At 42.0% G+C, this 19,115-nt stretch carries 17 protein-coding genes; 10 read left to right on the top strand and 7 right to left on the bottom strand.

The annotated features are described in order from the left end of the window. Positions 1 to 68 precede the first annotated feature (68 nt). Positions 69 to 998 (bottom strand): NAD(P)H-dependent flavin oxidoreductase, encoded by a 930-nt coding sequence (locus NST85_RS27780; RefSeq protein WP_211350070.1) that lies wholly within the window; start codon positions 996 to 998, stop codon positions 69 to 71. A gap of 225 nt (positions 999 to 1,223) precedes the next feature. Between NST85_RS27780 and NST85_RS27785 the strand changes: the two genes are divergently transcribed. Continuing rightward, positions 1,224 to 2,138 carry an acyltransferase family protein gene (locus tag NST85_RS27785; protein ID WP_341190942.1) on the top strand — a complete coding sequence of 305 codons (915 nt, stop codon included), beginning with the start codon at positions 1,224 to 1,226 and terminating at the stop codon, positions 2,136 to 2,138. Positions 2,139 to 2,229: 91 nt separating this feature from the next. After that, positions 2,230 to 3,414 carry an IS256 family transposase gene (locus NST85_RS27790; protein ID WP_341189008.1) on the top strand — a complete coding sequence of 395 codons (1,185 nt, stop codon included), beginning with the start codon at positions 2,230 to 2,232 and terminating at the stop codon, positions 3,412 to 3,414. Between the two features lie 218 nt (positions 3,415 to 3,632). On the opposite strand, the gene NST85_RS27795 is transcribed toward NST85_RS27790, so the two are convergent. Further along, the gene (locus NST85_RS27795; RefSeq protein WP_127191657.1) at positions 3,633 to 3,995 is read right to left on the bottom strand and encodes a winged helix-turn-helix transcriptional regulator; all 363 of its coding nucleotides are present in this window, start codon (positions 3,993 to 3,995) and stop codon (positions 3,633 to 3,635) included. Between the two features lie 156 nt (positions 3,996 to 4,151). Here NST85_RS27795 and NST85_RS27800 point away from each other — a divergent pair, with 156 nt between their 5' ends. Both NST85_RS27800 and NST85_RS27805 read left to right on the top strand, forming a co-directional pair. Next, on the top strand, positions 4,152 to 5,411 hold the full coding sequence (locus tag NST85_RS27800) for an MFS transporter (protein WP_341190943.1): 1,260 nt from the start codon (positions 4,152 to 4,154) through the stop codon (positions 5,409 to 5,411). Between the two features lie 41 nt (positions 5,412 to 5,452). Next, positions 5,453 to 6,298 carry an aldo/keto reductase gene (locus NST85_RS27805; RefSeq protein WP_341190944.1) on the top strand — a complete coding sequence of 282 codons (846 nt, stop codon included), beginning with the start codon at positions 5,453 to 5,455 and terminating at the stop codon, positions 6,296 to 6,298. Positions 6,299 to 6,390: 92 nt separating this feature from the next. On the opposite strand, the gene NST85_RS27810 is transcribed toward NST85_RS27805, so the two are convergent. After that, positions 6,391 to 7,176 carry a helix-turn-helix domain-containing protein gene (locus NST85_RS27810; protein ID WP_341190945.1) on the bottom strand — a complete coding sequence of 262 codons (786 nt, stop codon included), beginning with the start codon at positions 7,174 to 7,176 and terminating at the stop codon, positions 6,391 to 6,393. A 241-nt stretch (positions 7,177 to 7,417) separates the two neighbouring features. Between NST85_RS27810 and NST85_RS27815 the strand changes: the two genes are divergently transcribed. Further along, positions 7,418 to 9,130, top strand: coding sequence for an ABC transporter ATP-binding protein (locus NST85_RS27815; protein WP_341190946.1), 1,713 nt, complete (start codon positions 7,418 to 7,420; stop codon positions 9,128 to 9,130). Between the two features lie 115 nt (positions 9,131 to 9,245). Here NST85_RS27815 and NST85_RS27820 read toward each other — a convergent pair whose 3' ends face one another. Both NST85_RS27820 and NST85_RS27825 read right to left on the bottom strand, forming a co-directional pair. Next, positions 9,246 to 10,286, bottom strand: a complete 1,041-nt coding sequence (locus tag NST85_RS27820) for a C40 family peptidase (RefSeq protein WP_341190947.1) — start codon at positions 10,284 to 10,286, stop codon at positions 9,246 to 9,248. A gap of 123 nt (positions 10,287 to 10,409) precedes the next feature. Beyond that, a complete protein-coding gene (locus tag NST85_RS27825) occupies positions 10,410 to 11,288 on the bottom strand; it encodes a LysR family transcriptional regulator (RefSeq protein ID WP_127191651.1) in 879 nt (292 codons plus the stop codon). A gap of 171 nt (positions 11,289 to 11,459) precedes the next feature. On the opposite strand from NST85_RS27825, the gene NST85_RS27830 reads away from it, so the two are divergent. Further along, positions 11,460 to 12,449 (top strand): DMT family transporter, encoded by a 990-nt coding sequence (locus NST85_RS27830; protein WP_341190948.1) that lies wholly within the window; start codon positions 11,460 to 11,462, stop codon positions 12,447 to 12,449. 83 nt (positions 12,450 to 12,532) lie between these two features. Here the strand turns inward: NST85_RS27830 and deoD are convergent, their stop codons facing one another. Beyond that, entirely contained in the window at positions 12,533 to 13,237 is a 705-nt protein-coding gene (gene deoD, locus NST85_RS27835) for a purine-nucleoside phosphorylase (RefSeq protein ID WP_307400555.1), read from the bottom strand. A 185-nt stretch (positions 13,238 to 13,422) separates the two neighbouring features. Continuing rightward, positions 13,423 to 14,139, bottom strand: a complete 717-nt coding sequence (locus NST85_RS27840; protein WP_341190949.1) for a Crp/Fnr family transcriptional regulator — start codon at positions 14,137 to 14,139, stop codon at positions 13,423 to 13,425. A gap of 58 nt (positions 14,140 to 14,197) precedes the next feature. Here NST85_RS27840 and deoB point away from each other — a divergent pair, with 58 nt between their 5' ends. The 4 genes from deoB (at position 14,198) to NST85_RS27860 (ending at position 19,113) form a co-directional block, all read left to right on the top strand. After that, entirely contained in the window at positions 14,198 to 15,385 is a 1,188-nt protein-coding gene (gene deoB / locus NST85_RS27845) for a phosphopentomutase (RefSeq protein WP_341191177.1), read from the top strand. 28 nt (positions 15,386 to 15,413) lie between these two features. After that, positions 15,414 to 16,448, top strand: a complete 1,035-nt coding sequence (locus NST85_RS27850; RefSeq protein WP_211350064.1) for a BMP family lipoprotein — start codon at positions 15,414 to 15,416, stop codon at positions 16,446 to 16,448. Positions 16,449 to 16,514: 66 nt separating this feature from the next. Next, entirely contained in the window at positions 16,515 to 18,059 is a 1,545-nt protein-coding gene (locus tag NST85_RS27855; protein ID WP_127191646.1) for an ABC transporter ATP-binding protein, read from the top strand. Further along, positions 18,046 to 19,113: an ABC transporter permease gene (locus NST85_RS27860; protein WP_127191645.1), complete on the top strand. Its 1,068-nt coding sequence runs from the start codon at positions 18,046 to 18,048 to the stop codon at positions 19,111 to 19,113. The genes NST85_RS27855 and NST85_RS27860 overlap by 14 nt, the downstream gene beginning before the upstream one ends. Positions 19,114 to 19,115 lie beyond the last annotated feature (2 nt).

Genomic DNA, 19,115 nt, shown 5'->3' on the forward strand with positions numbered 1-19,115 from the left:
GGTAACTGGGTTATTGTCCCAAACAAAAAGGGCACCTATGTAGGCGCCCTCTTCTCGCTCGTGTTAATTTAGTTCATCGCTAACCGATATTCACTCATGATGTTGTCGATGATTTGTGATACTGACAATATTTCTTTGATCTCATGTACTCTTGCACCCGCAAACACCAAACCGTTCTGAACATCACCTTTGAGTGATTTAAGCAAGTGATCCATTGTACAAAACCGGTATGAACATGACTTGAGACAGTCTTGGCATTTCTCTATTCTAATCTTGGTTTCTTCGTTGATTATAATCTCTGTAAGTTTATTCTTGATCGCTCTTCCATGTAATCCGACGGTTGTTTTAACCAGAATCGTATCCGACTCCCCGGCATCAACATATTTTTGCTTGAAAGCCAAAGGAGCATCACATTCGTCACTAGCAACGAAACGAGTTCCCATTTGAACTCCAGAGGCCCCCATCTTGATCGCTTTAGCGACATCTTCCCCCGTCAAAATTCCACCCGCTGCAATAACCGGAATATTCACAGCCTCTATTACTTCAGGTAAGATCTCAAACAATTTTCTGTCCGTACCCAAATGGCCTCCAGCTTCATGACCTTCGACAACAACTGCCGAGGCTCCCAATCGTTCAGAGAGCTTAGCCAACTTTGCAGTGGAAACAATAGAAATCACCGGGGTTGCATGTTCTTTGCCCCAGGCATACATGTCTCTTGAAATACCCGCACCTGATATAATGAAGTCTACCTTTTCCTCCAAGGCAACCTTCATCTTTTCTGCAAAATCCTTCATGGAAAACAGTACGTTTACGCCGAAATATCCTATCCCCTTCGACAATTCTCTAGTTCTCCGGATCTGCGCTCTTAATTCGTCAATAGATATTCCTGTGCCCGAAATGGTACCAATACCACCCGCGCCAGCTACGGCAGAGGCAAGGCCGCTTAATGATATACCGACACCCATACCTCCCTGCATAATTGGGACTGCTGCTTTCATCTGCCCGATCTGTAAAATTGGAAGCTTCAAGGATGCACCTCTTTCTGGTATACGAACCAAATAACGCTAAATGTAACATGCCAAGTTTCCAGAAGATATGACCGGGCTCACATTAAACATCAATCGAGATAAAATATACTTTAACCGAATCCTATACATTGCTATTATTAGTGTTAATGAATCATATAATTGATCCTTGCTGGTCATTAGGAGAAATAGACAGAGATGCAGAAAATCAATAACACATTAGTAGGCTTAAGGGGCTTTCTAGCTCTTTCTGTTGTTATCTTTCATATCTACGGCTCTTCTGTTTTGGAAGGGTATATTAAGGGTTTTGCTAGCGACAACATTTTATACGCCATAAATTATGCGGGACCGATATCCGTGAATTTATTTTTTGTTATTAGTGGTTACTTAATTCTAAAGAGTTTAACCACCAAAAGGACGATGGGGCAATTCTTAAAAGATCGTACATTACGAATATATCCGGTCTTCCTAACCATTCATATCAGTGTCTTCATCATGGGTCCAATTATCGGTTATAAGTGGATGAATAACATTGATGTTACTTCATACGTCGTGCACTTTATTTCCAATCTATTATTACTTCCAGGTATGTTCAATCTCCCTATCGCACAAATCGTGGCCTGGTCGTTAAGTTATGAAGCTGCTTTCTACCTAATTGCAGGAACCCTCTTTTTTGTATGGAAAAAGTCCAATAAATTAACCCTCCATACCTATTTCAGGTATACTTTTGTGTCAATAATGGCCCTTGTTTGTATTGCCATCTTCTATTTCCGTCCAGCTGCGCTTTTCTTTACAGTAGGTATTTTAGTTTTTCTATGCGAGTCTACCATCAAGCGATGGTTTAAACCCAGAAAAGTATTTTATTTAGGAGGAATCATTACCTTAGGACTCCTTTATCTATCGTATTATATGCAAATAATCCCTACTGCTATCATTCTAGTATTAAGTCTACTTTTATTCATAACTATCATTGTTGAATACGGTCTATTATCTAGTATTCTACGACTCGGCCCCATGCAATATCTAGGTAAAATAAGTTATAGCCTATATATGTGGCATACAATGGTTATGTTTCCCTTGAAAAAGGTAATGGGTAAGATAAGGAGAGCGTAAAATATTTTGTGTAAATAGATAAATAGAAAAAGGAAGACCTTTTCTTGTAGAATTGAGTTACCACACAACAATTCAAAGAGAGGTCTTCCCTATGAATCATTTTACAACAGATTTAGTCCAAGCTCTAGTCACAAAACAAGATGTAACGGAAGTATTTCGCAGTCACTTAGAGTGTGCTATGAATCACCTGTTAGAGACGGAGCTTACTGCATTCCTAGACTATGAAAAATATGACCGTATAGGTATGAATTCAGGGAATTCTCGAAACGGTGGCTACTGCCGAACGCTTCATACCGAGTATGGGGACCTGCAACTCAACATTCCTCGAGATCGTAACGGAGAGTTTAAGCAACAGACTGTAGCACCGTACAAACGCTCGAATGATACGCTAGAATCCTTTGTCATCCACATGTTTCAAAAGGGTGTCACGATGACGGAGATTGCCGACCTAATCGAGAGAATGTACGGTCACCACTACACACCACAAACCATATCGAACATGACAAAAGTGATGGTAGAGCATGTCGATGCGTTTATGAAACGACCTCTTGAGGAGCGCTATGTGTGCGTCTATATTGATGCGACCTATATCGCCGTTAAACGTGAAACGGTATCTAAGGAAGCGGTCTACATTGCCGTGGGAATTCGTGAGGATGGCTCCAAGGAAGTTCTTACGTACGCCGTTGCACCGACCGAATCAGCTTACATTTGGAAAGAACTCCTTCAGGACGTGAAACAGCGTGGCACGGAACAAATCCTTCTGTTTATCTCCGATGGACTCACAGGTATTGTGAATGCGATTCAGGAGATCTACCCGCAGGCGAAGTACCAAACATGCTGTGTTCATTTAGCACGTAATATTGCCCATAAAGTTCGTGTCTCAGATCGAGCAGAGATCTGTGAAGACTTCAAATCCGTCTATCGATCTGACGATGAAGCAGCTGGTAAAGCGGCGCTGGCAACCTTCTGTGATAAATGGAAAACAGCATATCCTAAGGTCACTAAATCCCTGCGAGAAAATCCCTATATCTTCACGTTTTACAGCTTTCCTAAGCCGATCTGGAGAAGCATTTATTCAACGAATTTAATAGAATCCTTTAACAAACAGATTAAGAAATACACTAATCGTAAAGAACAATTTCCCCATGAAGAGGCACTAGAAAAATTCTTGGTTTCACAGTTTGAAAGCTATAACCAACGCTTTGCTACCCGTTGTCATATTGGCTTCGATCAAGCTCGATCAGAACTGCTAGCAATGTTCTCTAACAAAAACTAAACGAACTTCTACAAGAGAGGTATATTTTCATTTACACAAAATTCTTGACGCTCCCAAGATAAGCTTGTATATTCATAACCCTTCTATACTTTTATTAATTTATATAGTTTCAACCATCACTCTATCTATCTTAGTCTCCCATTTGTCCTATACCTATATTGAAAAAAAACTCACCAATAACTTGAGAGGATTATGGGATAAGAAGATATGATCTCTGCCTATTTATTCAGCATATTATCTTCCAACACAGCAAACTTATCGCCATATTCTTTAATAATGTGAACCTCTCCCCATGCGCACAGGGAGTTTAATATCGATTCCAAACTCCAACCGTATTCACTGAGCTCGTATTCCACCTTTGGAGGTACTTGGTTGTAGATAATCCGATTCACAATGCCATCTTCCTCTAGTTCTCTCAGTTGTTGAGTTAACATTTTTTGCGTAATGGAAGGGATTAGTCGCTTTAGTTCACTAGTTCTTTTCTTGCCATGTGTTAAATGGCAGAGGATTACACACTTCCATTTCCCCCCGATAACCTCTAAGGTAGCTTCTACTGAAATATTATATTTCTTTGTGGTCATGACTTGGTCCCCCTATATATGTTATAGGCACTTTTTAGTACGTATATTACTTATTAGTTCCTATACAACTTTAAAGTGCGTACTATTCATTTCAAACTGAATAACTCATAATAGCATTTACCGGCCGGCAATACCAATTAAGGAGTTATATCCAACATGTCATTAGATAAGAAAAGAAGTACACTGGCACTCCTTGCTTTAGCAATAAGCGCTTTTGCGATTGGGACAACAGAGTTCATCAGTGTGGGACTACTTCCCCTGATCGCTGAGGACTTCAATATATCTGTTACAACATCCGCATTAACCGTTACTTTATATGCTTTAGGGGTAACTTTTGGAGCCCCCATATTAACGTCATTGACCACAAATGTTCCTCGCAAAACCTTATTGTTCTGGATCATGATCGTTTTTATTATCGGTAATGGACTTGCCGCAGCAGCGAGTGGAATTGGCATTCTACTAGCTGCCCGCATCATCTCCGCGTTCTCACACGGTGTGTTCATGTCGATTGGCTCTACCATCGCGGCTGACCTCGTACCTGAACATCGTAGGGCAAGTGCTATTGCTATTATGTTCTCTGGACTCACTGTAGCTACAGTTACGGGTGTCCCTCTAGGTACCATGATTGGGCAACAATGGGGCTGGCGAGCTGCTTTTGTCGGGATTGTTATCATTGGTATCTTGGCCTTTATAGCCAACATGATATTGATTCCTACTAATTTGCGCAAAGGAACCAAAACACCACTACGCGATCAGCTAAAACTGGTTACGAATGGACGTTTACTACTTGCCTTCGCCATTACGGCCATTGGGTACGGAGGTACTTTCGTAGTCTTTACCTATTTATCCCCGTTACTTCATGACATAACCGGATTTAAGGAATCAACAGTAGCTCTCGCTCTGACCAGTCCACCATGCCGAGCTATATGCGCACAGCGGTTCAGCATTCTGCTTGTATACGGAATTGCTATTGCTATCGGAAATGTCATTGGGGGCAAGGCTGCCAACCGTAAGCCTGTTTCTGCCTTGTTCTATATGTTTATTTTTCAAGCGATTGTACTTCTCGTCCTAACGTTCACTGCTCCGTTTAAAATTGCTGGTTTGATTACGATATTCTTTATGGGATTGTTAGCTTTTATGAATGTACCTGGATTACAAGTGTACGTCGTGATGTTGGCTGAACGTTATGCACCAAAAGCGGTAGATGTGGCTTCTGCAGTTAATATTGCTGCGTTTAATGCCGGGATTGCAATTGGGGCATATTTAGGTGGGGTAGTTACGGACTCCATCGGACTGATCCATACAGCGTGGGTAGGATCGTTAATGGTACTAGGAGCTGTATTCTTAACGGGTTGGGCACGTTACTTGGAAAAAAGAGATGCGGCAAACCTCAAATCTAACCCTGTTACTGAATAAAGCTAAAAAAATATAACAACAAAACTCAGGAGGTTTTTTCTATGACTGCGAAACACTTACAAGATACAACAACTTTACAGGGTGGTATTCAAATGCCTTGGTTTGGACTCGGCGTATTTAAAGTAGAGGAAGGCGCGGAATTAGTTCAAGCTGTAAAATCAGCCATCAAACACGGTTATCGCAGTATCGATACCGCAGCTATTTATGACAATGAAAAAGGTGTCGGACAAGGTATTCACGAAGCCATTCTGGAGAACAATATCTCTAGAGAAGACCTCTTTATCACTTCAAAAGTTTGGAATGCTGATCTAGGATACGAATCCACACTAGCAGCATACGAAACTAGCCTAAACAAGCTAGGTCTGGAATATCTCGATCTGTATCTTATTCATTGGCCTGTAGAAGGTAAGTATCAAGATGCATGGAGAGCATTGGAAACCCTATATAAAGAAGGACGTGTAAAGGCAATTGGGGTAAGTAATTTCCAAATCCATCATATTGAAGATCTGATGAAGACCGCTACAATCAAACCTATGGTGAACCAAGTGGAACTTCATCCACAATTAACGCAAACAGAGTTAAGAGACTTCTGCAAGACGCAGGGCATTCAAATAGAAGCTTGGTCACCGTTGATGCAAGGTCAATTGTTAGATCATCCGGTATTACAAGAAATCGCAGCTAAACATAACAAATCGATTGCCCAAGTTATTCTGCGTTGGGACCTACAACATGGTATTGTAACGATTCCAAAGTCCACTAAAGAACATCGAATTATCGAAAATGCAGCAATATTCGATTTTGAGTTATCCTCTGAGGATGTTGCTCGAATTGATGCTTTGAACCAGAATCTTCGGGTCGGTCCCGATCCAGATAACTTTGACTTTTAATGAGGTTTTAGTATAAAAAAATGGCTGAGCAGAATGTTATTTCTGCCCAGCCATTTTTATTTACAGCCAAATGTAGGATAAGAAACCAAGAATCAATTGAAAATTGAAATAATGCGCTCAACAATAGGTTTCCATAATCGAGGATACTCCTGAGAAATTAGTGCCCTTACCTGTTCTGCGCTAATACTGTTTAGTCTATTATTCTCCATAAGTAAGGTCTGGGCACCATTTACCGAATCACCTATGGCGATGTGCGCGGTTGCATATTGACCAATAGCAATATGCGAGGCTATGGCGCATGCGCCAAAGGAGAACATTCCAATGGCCAGACTTCCAATAGCGATGATCCCTATAGCAAGAGCACCGATGGCAATGGGGCCAATCGCCACAGCTCCCAGCGCCATTAGCAAGCCCAAGGCAAGTCCTCCCGAACTTACAAGACCAAAACCTAGGCCTCCTAGACATAATCCTCCCAAAGCAATGCCTCCAATGGATAATCCGCCAATCGCAATATTGCCTATTGCAATAATTCCCTTGGCAACATGTATTCCACGTCCAATGTTGATATGTACCAGCGGAAGGCCTCGCCATGTTCTTTTACTTTTATATTCATAACGATACATGTATCGTGAATCGACATACCGAATATGTTGTACATTCTCCGCCGATTCCGTACTACTAGGTGTATTCTTGACCAGGTTATCCACGGTTACGTTAAACAGCTCGCTTAACGCAATAATCTTATCCAGTTCGGGGTACGCTTGCCCCGATTCCCACTTCGAAACAGATTGCCGTGATACACCAATGATCGCTGCCAAATTCTCTTGCGACATGCCTCTTTCTTTTCTGAACTTTTGCAATTTATCTGCAAATTCCATGTCATCACCTCAGGCTCATCATATAATATCGGTCTATTCATGACTACCAAGTTTAGTTCACAATCTGTCAACCAGCGGTTGCATATGCATAGATATAAGGGTTTTTGGTTCTAAAAGGATAGGATTTCTCTCAAAACCAAAAATATGGACAAGTTCCTGTTCCTCTGTCCCTCCTCCACATTGCATGATAGGATAGATGAATATCCATACTATCTAATAATTACGAAAAGAGTGATATCTTTTGCTTCGACGTTTTTTCTCTTACTACCGTCCTTATAAAGGCCTCTTTATATTGGACTTTGTTTGCGCCATAGTTGCCGGGCTGCTCGAACTAGCATTTCCACTTGCCGTGAGCAAATTTATTGATGACTTACTACCTAGCGGTAACTGGTCACTTATCGTGCTGGCATGTGTCGCCTTGCTCGCTATCTATGCGCTTAACACCGTACTGAACTATATTGTCACGTATTGGGGCCATATGCTGGGTATCAATATTGAGACGGATATGCGCCGCAAGATGTTTGGGCATGTACAGAAATTATCCTTTCGCTTCTTTGACAACCACAAGACAGGTCACCTCATGGGCAGAATCACGAACGATCTGAATGATATTGGTGAGCTCGCGCATCACGGACCAGAAGATGTGTTCATCGCCGTTATGACGCTAATCGGTTCGTTCTCGTTGATGGCCTATATTAATCTGGAACTTGCACTCATTACTTTTATCATCGTGCCATTCATGGCATGGCTGGTCATCTTCTTCGGTAGAAAAATGACTTCAACCTATAGAAATCTATTCGGGGAAGTCGGTAACTTCAATGCTCGAATCGAAGATAACGTAGGCGGAATCCGTGTGGTACAATCCTTTGCCAATGAAAAACACGAAGAGAAGCTATTCGCAGTTGATAATCAGAACTACCGCACAACAAAGCTACTTGCTTATAAAACGATGGCCAAAAGTATCTCGATTAGTTACATGATGATGCGCCTCATTACGATATTTGTCATGATCTGCGGAGCCTGGTTCTTTATCGAAGGTAAGCTTGTTCTAGGCGAATTCATGGCCTTTATCTTACTCTCTAATATTTTCTTCCGACCGATCGAGAAGATTAATGCTGTTGTTGAAAGTTACCCTAAAGGAATCGCCGGATTCAAACGTTATACGGAAATTCTCGATACAGAGCCCGATATCGCTGATGCTCCAGATGCCATTACAGTAGACAGCGTAAAAGGCGATATTCAATTTGAGCATATAACCTTTGGTTATGAAGTAAATAGACCTATTTTACAAAATCTTGATCTAACGATCCATGCCGGGGAGACCATTGCCTTTGTGGGGCCATCGGGTGCAGGTAAGACCACGATTTGCAGCCTGCTTCCCCGTTTCTATGATGTGGACGAGGGTCGGATCACGGTAGATGGTGTTGATATCAGGAAGTTTAAGCTAGAGTCACTCCGCAAGCATATCGGGATTGTACAACAGGATGTATTTCTATTCTCAGGTACGATCCGGGAAAATATTGCTTACGGCGATCTACATGCAACAGAAGAGCAGATATGGGAAGCAGCTCGAAGAGCATCGCTTGAAGAGCTTATCCGTAATCAACCGGAGGGAATGGATACCGTCATCGGTGAACGTGGAGTTAAGTTGTCAGGTGGTCAGAAGCAACGCTTATCAATTGCTCGCATGTTTCTTAAGAATCCTCCTATCCTTATCTTGGATGAGGCAACTTCTGCGCTTGATACCGAGACGGAAGCAGCTATTCAGCAATCACTGTCTGAGTTATCTATTGGCCGCACAACGTTAGTCATAGCGCATCGCCTTTCCACAATCCGCAACGCGGATCGCATCGTCGTCGTTAATGAACATGGCATAGCCGAACAAGGTAAGCATGATGAGCTAATTGCTGCCGGTGGAGTGTATAGCCGGTTGAATCAGATGCAGATAAGCTAAAAGCAAATATGACTATGATTCTCACAACACAATAAACAACCAATCCATGTGTTACTGGATTGGTTGTTTACTGGTTGCAGATAGTATTTTTAACATCCGACTCAAAAACGTCCCTCTAAAACATCCTCCGGGCAGTTACGAACCGTTTCATCCACTTATCCCCTAAGGTCTCGTAGTGAACGCCAAGCTCTTTCGAATACGTATGCAGTATCTTATTATTCCCTACATAGATAGCTACATGACCAATATCTAGTCCACGTGCACTGAAGAACAACAGATCCCCTTTGCGCAGCTCGTTGATTCCGACTTCTTGGCCCTCCTTAGCCTGGTTATAGGAGACACGCGGAAGTTCAATAGATAGCTTGTCTAAATAGACATGTCGAACGAAAGAAGAGCAATCAAATGTATCGGTCTGATCCATTGAAGCCCCAAATTCATAGGGTCTACCTAGATATTTCTCCCCATATGCAATCAGCTCGTCCGCTTGTCGTTCAGCGAGGGTTGTACTTGTATAGTCCGTATATTTGGGTTTGGCCGATATGTATCCTATCTTATTATCCTGGGTACGCACTTCTAGCCAGAAGGCTCCCACTTCCTTGATCACATGAACCTTCTCACCCTTAGGCAACATTTCAAGGGCGCTAGAATCTACCGTAGAGTCTGGTGTATTTCGTAGGTTCACTCCCGATAGAACCGTCGTTGTGTAATCAACCTTAGTCGTGATACGAACCGTCCGAGTATTAGCATCCCACTTCACAGTGCTACCTAGAGCTTCACTAACAAAGCGCAGTGGCATCATCGTGTAGCCTTGATTAATTTGGCCGGGAACGGTCAAGCTTAGTGGTTGTCCATTTAGGTAAGCCGCCTGCTCCCCAATATGATAGGTCATGTTCAGATTGTCCTTGTTCGCCGTTACTGTTTTAGTAGCACCATTCCAGGATAACTTAGCTCCTTGTTCTTCAAACAATTGGCGCATGGGAACGAGCACGGTGTCCTTTACGAGTAACGGCTGGGCATCAAGCTGAAGCAGATTCCCGTCCATATAGATCGCCGCTACAGGAGCCGAAGGTGCTGCTGCCGTATGAGTCGGAGCTGAAGTTGAGTAGAGCATAGTCGTAATTAGTAGCAATAGTAGGGTTCCTTTTGTTTTGCTCATGTTGTCATCACCTTGTTGTTTGATTTATTCCTATAGTTCTGACGACAACAACCCTGATTAGTTGTGTGCTAAATATTGGTAACAACCTGCCGATTATGAAGCCTGATACCATCCAATCTATAACTACTCTAGTGATTCCTCTTGTTCTAGTCCCGTCCGAGCCACAATTTCATCAATGAAACATTGAAGTGTGCTCGTTAACAACGAATCTTTACGCCGGATAAATATCGTCGTGATTTCACGATAAGGTTCAGGCACATCATGACAGAATACAGTTCCACCTGTAACCAGATCTGTAACGGATGATTCGGGCAGAATCGTTATCCCAATCCCTGCAGCTACACTCCCCATAATCGTCCCAAATGTTCCAAACTCCATGATCTGTTTCGGGATAATTCCCTCCACCTTCATCCAACTTTCCAATCTCCCACGATAACCGCAACCTTTATTGTATAGGAGTAGCGGCTTAGTCGTGATGTCCTCCATCGAAAAGGTATTTCCTTTCGTTACAAGTACTAACCTCTCTTGGATCACCTCGACCTGTTCGATTAATGGATGCCTAATGGGTCCAGTAACAAACGCTCCATCCAGCTTCATATCAATGACCTTTTGCAGCAGAAGATCCGTTACTCCGGCCTTTAGTGATAGTTCAACATTAGGATACTTATTATGGTAAGAGGATAAAATATCGGGAAGAGCAATCACAGTCTCTACGATCCCGATCTTGAGGATACCGGAAGGGTTCGATTTATCTTGAAATGAGCGCTTCATCTCCTCCACCTTCGATAAAATTTCCCGTGAATGTTCCAACAATCGTTTACCTTCCGTATTTAAAATCATTCCACGCTTATGGCGATGAAATAAAGGCGTTTGGAGTTCTTTCTCGAGCAGCTTAATTCTTGCTGTCACATTGGATTGAACATAACTTAGCTCGAGCGCCGCTTTGCTGATACTTCCATGTGTCGCAACGCTCTGAAAAATTCTCAAGTCATTAAGCTCCATAACGGCTCCTCCTCTACTTTCCAAAGTATGTACATCATGTGTCTATTATCATTATAAATGATCATAAACGTTATTTATAATCATTTTACTATAATCTTTCATCCCGCTATGATAATTTATACACTACGTCGGCAAATTCTTGCTAAAAGAGAGAGAGAGCGATAAAACAACATGTTATCCAAGAAAATCATCTTAGGCTCCATATTGTGCCTCATTGCAAGTATGTCGTGGGGAGCTATGTTTCCCGTTGCACACATTGCATTGCAGAAAATCGATCCATTCTATTTTTCATTCATCCGTTATTTAACTGTGGCTATCATTCTTAGCATAATGCTCTGGTTAAAAGAGGGACGATCAGCGTTTCGCTTAGAGGGACGAGGCAAATCCCTGTTGCTCTTCGGAATCATGGCATTCACAGTCTATAATATGGCCGTCTTCTTTGGACAACATCTCATGGGAGAGCCCGGTACCATTGCCGCCTCCATTATGGAAGTGCTCATGCCGATGATCTCCATATTGATCGTATGGATTACGACCAAAAAAGCCCCGAAAAAATATATGATTTCGAGTGTAGCCATCGCGCTAATTGGTGCTTTGCTTGTGATCACGAATGGGGAATTAAGCTTCTTCACCATGGCTGGTCAGCACCTTATTCCGTTACTGCTGGTCTTTACGGGAGTTGTTGGATGGGTGATTTATTCGATGGGAGGAGAGCGATTTAAGGATTGGTCGACACTTCGCTACTCTACACTAACCTGTTTGCTAGGAAGTGCAGTAAACCTAGTCATCGTTACCTTAGCTTCAAGCTTTCAAGTGCTTCCTGTTCCAACATGGGACACGATATTCTCCATTAAGTATGAGATGGCCTTTATGGTCTTATTGCCAGGGTTAGCCGCCTTACTAAGTTGGAATGCAGGAATCAAAATGATATCTTCGCTTAACGGCATCTTATTTATCAACTTTGTGCCGATCACAACATTCGTTATTATGGCTTTTCAAGGCTATCAAATCAGTAGTTTTGAGATCGTGGGAACCCTATTCATTATCTTTGCACTGCTACGCAACAATATGAATCAGAGAAAAGAGCTACGTGGGAATCATACCCCCAAAATGAAGCCGGTTGTACATGATCCAAAAGTTGAATTCATTAAGGCGCAATAAAAGGGGACAAGGAGCCTAGCTCCTGTCCCCTGTCCCATCTTACAACTACTATCATTATCCATTTTTTTGGTTCCTATCAGTACCTACGCCGTCACCGTTTCCAATGCAACCTCGATCATGTCATTAAAAGTGGTTTGTCTTTCGAGCGCAGTGGTTTGCTCACCTGTAATGAGATGATCACTAACTGTTAATAGAGACAACCCTCTTACCCCAAATTTTGCAGCAAGGTAATAAAGTCCTGCTGTTTCCATCTCTACAGCTAATACACCATGTTTGCCAAGCTTAGTAACTATAGAATTATCTTCTGTGTAGAACACATCAGAGGATAACACATTTCCTACGTGAAGATTTAGGCCCTTAGCGGTTCCAACTTCGTATGATCTCTTAATTAGATCGAAGTTTCCAATCTGAGGGAAGTCGTAGCCTGGAAAGTTGTTACGAATCATAGCCGAATCCGTCGCGGCAGCTTGCCCAATAATAACATCCCGAATTTTCACATCAGATTGGATGGCACCACAAGTTCCGATACGAACCAAATTTTTAACTCCATAATTGTTAATTAATTCGTGGATATAGATCGATGCTGAAGGCATGCCCATTCCTGTGCCTTGAATCGATACGCGGCTCCCTTTATAAGTTCCTGTATAACCGAGCATACCACGAACATTATTGTAACAAACAGCGCCTTCCAAAAAAGTTTCTGCAATATACTTTGCACGTAATGGATCGCCTGGTAATAACACAGATTCTGCAATTTCCCCAGCTTTAGCTTCAATATGAGTACTCATTTTAATTGCCTCCAATAGATATATTTTGTCTCCCAAGAAAACGTTTACAACAAAATCATACCACAATGTGATGGCACGTTCTGTTAATGGGTTAACCCCACTTTTGTGAACTGGTTAACAAAATAATCGTTAAGGCGTTAACTGAAATATAGCGCTTACATTGTTATATTAAATGCACGACATGTCTACTGGTTATTCCATTTTCGAAGTTCTTGAATCTCTTCGGTTTTATTACAAATCGATTCAAGTTTGCTCTTATTTAAGATATAAAAATATTTATCCTGAATATCGAGGATTCCCTCAGCTTGAAAATCACTTAGGGTTTTGGATATGGATTCTCTAGTAACTCCGAGCATATTAGCCAGCAAAGATTGACCAATCCTTAGATCTATTTTGTAAACGTTATCATTCTGGTTCCCAAAGTTATAATACAGATCCATGATTAAATTCGCTGTCTTCGTTCGAACATCATAAAACGATAAATAGCGAATTAAACGATTGAGGACGCGAATTCGCTCAATAAGGATGGTATAAGCTTTTCGTAGAACAGAGGGATATTCCTCAACGATTTGAAGAAAATCTTGCTTGCTGAGTTGCCAAGCTGAAACATTCTCCAAAGCTTCGACAGAAGAAATCCGATGAATGTCATTGGATAATGCTTCAGCTTCACCAAAAATGTCACCTGCCGTAGCAATACTAAGCACAATTTCTCTGTCTTCGCTTAAGCGATACACTTTTACCATCCCTGAGCGAATTAAGTAAACCTCTTCACTAAGATCATTTTCAAACATGAGGACGTGATTTTTTTTAAAATGACGTTCCTTTAATAAGGGTGCGATACGCAACAAGGCATCCTCAGGAAGATCCGAGAAGATCGTGATGTCAGAGAGGTTAGTAATCATTCGTGTCGATCCTTTCTTTCAAGTAATAGGAACATTCCGGACTGGAGGCAACAACGATATGGATTTCGAACGTATTAGTGTCATTGTACTCGATAGTGTTGGCATTGGCGAGTTACCTGATGCATCCAACTTTGGCGATGCAGGAAGCCATACACTAGGCCACATATGTCAGCAGGTGCCTGAGATCAAATTGCCTAATCTTACTGCACTTGGCTTAGGCAACATTGCACCACTCTCAGCTATTCCTGAATCGGATAAGCCTCAAGCCTTCTATGGCAAAATGAATGAAGTTTCGGTTGGTAAAGACACAATGACCGGACATTGGGAATTGATGGGTCTCAAAGTGGATGTTCCTTTTCAGGTTTATCCGAATGGATTTCCAACAGAGCTTATGGCGAAGTTTGAAGAGTTGACGGGTAGAAAAGTGATTGGAAACAAGCCCTCCTCCGGGACAGTTATCCTAGACGAGTACGGTGAAGAGCAAATGCGCACCGGAGCATGGATTGTTTATACTTCTGCCGACAGTGTCCTTCAAATCGCAGCACATGAAGATATCATTCCTCTTGAGGAGTTGTATCGCGCTTGTGAAATCGCTCGGGAACTAACCTTGAACGATCCATATATGGTTGGGCGTGTTATCGCAAGACCCTATGTAGGACAACCGGGAGCCTTTACACGCACACCCAATCGGCATGATTATGCCCTTGAACCCTTTGGGGATACCGTACTCAATCACCTGGACGATCAAGGTTATGATGTTATCTCTGTAGGTAAGATCAATGATATTTTTACAGGGAAAGGCATTCAATTATCCCATCCCACCAAGAGTAATTTAGACGGCATTTTGACTACCATCGAATTGTTGAAGCGTTCATTTAATGGGTTGCTCTTTACAAATTTAGTTGACTTTGACTCTTTATATGGACATCGCCGTGATCCTCAGGGGTATGCTGCTTGTCTTGAAGAGTTTGATCAATATTTACCTGAAATTCTACAGCAAATCGGAGAAAGAGACTTGTTGATCATTACAGCCGATCATGGGAATGACCCGACCGCACCAGGTACAGATCATACCCGCGAATATGTGCCGATCTTGATCTACAATCCTTCGCTCGCAAGGAACACCGCGTCCATCGGGGTAAGAAACACTTTTGGCGATCTAGCTGCTACGATTGCAGACAATTTTGATGTCGCCAAGACAGAAATTGGGCAAAGCTTTTTAAATCTTTTGAAAGTAAATGCATAGCCAACACAAAACCAGGGGGAATTAAGAGATGAAGAAATTAATGAAAACATTTATACCCATGTTATTGATCCTTTCATTAGCCCTTACCGCATGTGGGAATAAAACCACGACAAATAAGGGAACTGCTGATGGTGGTGCAACCGAGGGTAAACAAAAACTAAAAATCGGTATGGTAACTGACTTAGGAAGTATCAACGATAAATCGTTTAACCAAAGTGCTTGGGAAGCCTTACAGAAATTAAACACCGATTTCGGTTACGATGTGAAGTATTTAGAGCCAAAATCCGATGGTGAGGTTATGCCAAACCTACTGACATTTGTAAAGGGTAACTATGACTTGACTTGGGCAACAGCTGCTACCTTAGCGGATGCAGTCACACAGCTAGCGAATGAAAATCCAAATGCCAAATTTGGTATTGTGGACTCCGATATTGTTGTACCAAACGTAGCAGCCATATCCTTTAAAGAGCAAGAAGGATCATTCCTGGTTGGTGTCATTGCAGGGTTAACGACAAAAACGAATAAAATAGGCTTTATTGGTGGGATGGAGATCCCAGTTATTAAACGCTTTGAAGCTGGATTTAGAGAAGGAATTAAAGCGGTAAATCCAGAGGCAAAATTAATTGTGAACTATGCCGGCGTATTTAACCGTGTAGATGTGGGGAAATCAGCCGCTGCTACGATTTATAACGAAGGTGCTGATATTATCTTCCACGCGGCAGGATTGACAGGTAATGGTGCATTTAATGAAGCTAAAGAACGCAAAGCAAACGGTGAAAATGTATGGGTCATTGGAGTAGATAAAGATCAGTCCTTAACCTTCGGTGACGATATCACTTTGACTTCCATGATTAAAAAAGTTGATGAAGCGGTTTATCAAGTATCCAAGGACTTAGCTGACGGTAAGTTCCCAGGGGGAAAAGTTACTACAATGGGTCTCAAAGAGAATGGTGTTGATATTGCCCCAACCTCTGCTAAGAATGTAGCACCTGAGGTGCTGGAAAAAGTAGAAGAATATCGCCAAAAAATCATTAGTGGTGAGATTGTCATACCAGCAGAATAAAGTTGATTTCGTCCCTTGTGAACCTAAAAATCACAAGGGACGAATAAATTATTGGAGGGAATTCTTGTGAATAAAGCTGATATCGCGTTGGAGCTTAAAGGAATTACCAAAAGATTCCCCGGCATTGTAGCTAACGATTCTATTAGTTTTCAGTTAAAGCGTGGAGAAATTCATGCTTTACTAGGTGAAAATGGAGCTGGTAAGTCCACCCTAATGAATATCGTTTTTGGACTATATCAACCTGAAGAAGGTGAGATCCATGTTAATGGTGAGAAGGCGTTGATTGATAGTCCTAATAAAGCTATTGAACTTGGAATTGGTATGGTGCATCAGCATTTTAAATTAGTAGAGCCTTTTACAGTAACGGAAAATATCATTCTTGGCACAGAGCCAAAGAGAGGTATGCAAACGGATATAAAAGGGGCAAGTAAAAAGGTAAAGCAACTTTCGGAGCAATATGGATTTGATATTGACCCGATGGCAACGATCGATTCCATTAGCGTTGGGATGCAGCAACGGGTTGAAATTATAAAAACCCTTTATCGCGGCGCTGATATTCTGATTTTTGATGAACCTACTGCGGTTTTAACACCTCAAGAGATTATTGAATTACTAGAAATTATGAAAAGGCTTGTTGCCGAAGGAAAATCGATTATTCTAATTACGCATAAATTGAAAGAAATTATGGAGATCGCTGATACCTGTACCATTATTCGTCGTGGCAAGGTTATTGAAAGCGTTACCGTTGCAGATACAAATCCACAGGAATTAGCAGAGAAGATGGTTGGGAAGGCCGTCAACTTTAAGACGGAGAAACAGCCAGCTAAGCCTAAAGAAGTCTTCTTAGAAGCAAAAGATATAGTAGTGGTTGATCGAAATGGTAAAAATGTGCTGAATCATCTCTCGTTTTCTTTACATGCGGGTGAGATTGTAGGGATTGCCGGTGTGGATGGAAATGGGCAAACCGAGTTAATTGAAGCCATAACAGGGATGCAATCAGTGAAATCCGGTGACATTCTGTTACAAGGGAAAAGTATAGTAAATCATACCCCACGTAGCATTTCTGAATCGGGAATCTCACACATTCCGCAAGATCGACATAAACATGGACTGGTTCTGGACTTTTCTGTCAGTGAAAATACAATATTGCAAACCTATTATCATCCTGAGATTACAAATAAGCGCGGCTTCATCGACGTAAAGGCAAGGAACGAGATGGCAACACGCTTAGTGAAAGAGTTTGATATACGGACGCCTGGGATTGATACGAGAGTTGGATCGATGTCCGGAGGCAACCAACAAAAAATCATTATCGCTCGCGAAATTGATAAGGACCCTCAGGTCATGATAGCGGCTCAACCTACGCGTGGACTAGATGTAGGCGCCATCGAATTTGTTCATAAGCAACTTATTGCTCAGCGCGATCAAGGCAAAGCGGTGTTGCTCGTTTCTTTTGAGTTGGAAGAGATTCTTAATGTCGCAGATCGTATCCTTGTTCTATTTGACGGTCAAATTGTCGGCGATACTACTCCAGATACAACAAATGAGCAAGAATTAGGTCTGATGATGGCGGGTAAATACGAAAGAGGTGGCACGAATGAAGCTAAATGAAATCTTTAAACGCCAGTCCCTATTCGTTCCTATTATCGCTATTGTCCTTGGATTAGTACTTGGGGCACTTGTTATGTTAGCTGGAGGATATGATCCGATCTTAGCCTATCAATCAATGCTCACCAAAATTTTCGGTAGCACCTTTGATATTGGAGAAGCCATTCGGACCATTGTACCGCTCGTAATGTGCGGATTGGCCGTGGCTATTTCTTTTCGCGCTGGGATGTTTAATATCGGAGTAGATGGACAGATTATCATGGGTTCACTTGGCGCTCTGATCGTAGGTACGCAATTCAATCTGCCACCTTTCCTGCATGGGTTGGTAGCTATCCTAGTTGGTGCTCTATTTGGAGGACTATGGGGTGCGCTTGTAGGATACTTAAAGGCAACAAAAGGAATTAGTGAGGTCGTTACCTCTATTATGCTTAACTTTATTGCGTTATATTTCAGCCAATTCATGATTAATCTCTTTATGTTGCAAAAAGGTACTCAAAGATCCGAAATGATCCATGATTCTGCAAGTATACAAGTTAGCTGGTTATCTAATTTAGCAGGTGGTGCACGTATTCACTGGGGTTTCTTCATCGTTATCTTAGCCGTTATTTTCTATCAAGTTTATTTAAACAAAACGAAATGGGGATATGAGCTACGTACCGTAGGTCTTAATCCACATGCCGCAAAATATGCGGGAATGAGTGTGTCCCGTGTTCTGGTACGAACGATGTTCATATCTGGTGTATTTGGTGGTTTAGTGGGAGCCTTCGATGTACTAGGCGTATTTAAATACGTGGCCATCAGCTCAACGACATCGGGCCTTGGTTTCGACGGAATCGCAGTTGCCCTACTAGGTGGAAATACGGCAATAGGTGTGTTGTTGTCAGGCATCCTAATTGGGGCACTCACTTATGGATCTCAGGGAATGAGCTTTGGTGCGGGTGTGCCAGGTGAAATTATTCGAATGGTCATTGGGTTTATTATCTTCTTTGTTGCTGCACCCGGGATTGTGAAGCTACTCTTCCGTCCATTCCAAAAGAAAACTAAGAAGAAGGTGTAACT

Origin of the sequence: Paenibacillus sp. FSL K6-2524, assembly GCF_038005525.1 — a bacterium.
GTDB classification, from domain to species: domain Bacteria; phylum Bacillota; class Bacilli; order Paenibacillales; family Paenibacillaceae; genus Fontibacillus; species Fontibacillus anaericanus.